The sequence below is a fragment of the Arenibaculum sp. genome (assembly GCF_035998295.1).
Taxonomy (GTDB): domain Bacteria; phylum Pseudomonadota; class Alphaproteobacteria; order Azospirillales; family Azospirillaceae; genus DASYHS01.
The window spans coordinates 1-2,189 of sequence record NZ_DASYHS010000140.1; the positions used below are offsets into that span (position 1 = coordinate 1).

Here is a 2,189-nt window from a genome sequence, read left to right on the forward strand (position 1 = left end):
CCCTCACCTTCCCGCCGCTACGCGGCGGGTCCCTTCCTCTCCCGTTGCACGGGAGAGGAGAAATTCGGGCAGGGTGTTTCTCTTTTTAACCCAGGGAAATTTTCCTGTCAACCGAGCAGGAGGACCGTCGGCGTGCTGGAAATCCTCCAGCCGCCGCACCTGATCGCCGATTCGGTGACGCCCAGGCTTTCGGCTCACCCATGGCGGGAGCGTGTCGGCCGGGCCGGGGGAATTCAAGTGCCGAACCGGCCCGCCCGGGCAGGCGGGCCGGGTTCGGCAGTCGCTCAGGCGCCGCGGGCCACGATGTCCTGGTAGGCCGGCAGGGTCAGGAAGGAGGCCGGATCGTCGCTGGCGACGAGGTTGCGGAACATCGCCGCCGCCTCGCGGAACCGGCCGGCGTCGTAGCGCTCGGAGCCGACCCGCTCGCGCCAGGCCGCGAGTTCCTCCTCGACGATGCGCTCTATCAGCGCCCGGTCGACCGGACGGCCGTCGTCCAGCGCGCAACCGTGGCGGCGCCACTGCCAGACCTGCGTGCGCGAGATCTCGGCCGTCGCCGCGTCCTCCATCAGGTTGAACAGCGGCACGCAGCCGACGCCGCGCAGCCACGCCTCGACATAGCCGATCCCGACGGCGACGTTCTGGCGCAGCCCGGCCTCGCTGCGGTGCCCCTCGGGAACGCGCAGCAGGTCGTCGGCCGTCACCCGGACGTCCTCGCGCTTGCGATCGATCTGGTTCGGTCCCTTCATCACGCGGTCGAAGACCTCCATCGCGACCGGCACGAGGCCGGGATGGGCCACCCAAGTCCCGTCATGGCCGTTGTTCGCCTCGCGCTCCTTGTCCGCGCGTACCCTGGCGATCGCCTGCGCGTTGGCCTCGGCGTCGTCCTTGATCGGGATGAACGCGGCCATGCCGCCGATGGCGTGGACGTTGCGGCGGTGACAGGTCCTGACCGCCAGCAGCGAGTAGGAGGTCATCATGTGCGTCGCCATGGTCACCTCGGCCCGGTCGGGCAGCACCATGGCCGGGTCGGTCCGGAACTTCTTGATGAAGCTGAAGATGTAGTCCCAGCGCCCGCAGTTGAGGCCGGCGGAGTGCTCGCGCAGCTCGTACAGGATCTCGTCCATCTCGAAGGCGGCGAGGATCGTCTCGATCAGCACGGTCGCCTTGATGGTCCCCCGGTCCAGACCGAGCCGTTCCTGGGCCCGGAGGAAGACCTCGTTCCACAGCCGCGCCTCCAGATGGCTCTCCATCTTGGGCAGGTAGAAGTAGGGGCCCGAGCCGCGCGCGAGCAGTTCGCGGGCGTTGTGGAACACGAACAGCCCGAAATCGAACAGCGCGCCCGACATCGGCTCGCCATCGACGCGCACATGGCTTTCGGGAAGGTGCCAGCCGCGCGGGCGCACCTTCAGCACCGCCGTCCGCTCGGCGAGGCGGTAGTCCTTGCCCGAAACCGGGTCGGTATAGGTGATCGTCCGCCGCGCGGCGTCGCGCAGGTTGATCTGGCCCTCGATCTGGTTGGTCCAGGTCGGGGTGTTGCTGTCCTCGAAGTCGGCCATGAACACGCGCGCGCCGGAGTTCAGCGCGTTGATCACCATCTTCCGGTCGACGGGGCCGGTGATCTCGACCCGGCGGTCGAGCAGGTCGGCCGGCAGCGGCGCCACCGTCCAGTCGCCGTCGCGGACCGCCTGCGTCTCCTTCAGGAAGTCCGGCCGCTCGCCGCCGTCGAGGCGGGCTTGCCGCTCGTCGCGCAACGCCAGCAGGCGCCGGCGCTCGGCCCCGAACGTCCGTTCGAGGTCGACCACGAAGGCCAGGGCCTCCGGCGTCAGGATCTCCTCGAACCCCGGCTTGGCATCCCCCAGGATCTCGACTCCGGGCAGGGCTGGCATGCTGGCCATTCTTTCTTCCTCGCTGTTGGCTTCCGACGCGCCGTTTTGCATAGCACAACGGCACGCGGGACCGGAACCGTTCCGCATGAGCCAAAAGCGGTAACTTTGTTTCTTCCTCAGCCGTCCTCTTCGGCGGTCTCCGGCCGTCTCGCGAGAGGATGATGGTCGCGGACGACCTTCTTCAGGCGCTCGCCGGCGACATGGGTGTAGATCTGGGTGGTACCGATGTCGGCATGGCCGAGCATCTTCTGGACGCTGCGCAGGTCGGCCCCGTGGTCGAGCAGATGGGTCGCGAAGGCATGG

At 68.5% G+C, this 2,189-nt stretch carries 2 protein-coding genes; both read right to left on the bottom strand.

Features of this window, described 5'->3' with window-relative positions:
- Window positions 1–284: 284 nt before the first annotated feature.
- Window positions 285–1,895 (bottom strand): malate synthase A, encoded by a 1,611-nt coding sequence (gene aceB, locus VGO20_RS13565; protein WP_327502892.1) that lies wholly within the window; start codon window positions 1,893–1,895, stop codon window positions 285–287.
- A gap of 107 nt (window positions 1,896–2,002) precedes the next feature.
- Window positions 2,003–2,189, bottom strand: a 187-nt coding sequence (locus tag VGO20_RS13570) for a tyrosine-type recombinase/integrase (RefSeq protein WP_327502893.1), incomplete at its 5' end; no start/stop codon positions are given.

What these genes read in the sequence shown, in the direction of transcription:
- aceB (WP_327502892.1), bottom strand. Translation starts at nt 1,895, where the DNA reads ATGGCCAGCATGCCAGCCCTGCCCGGAGTCGAGATCCTGGGGGATGCC.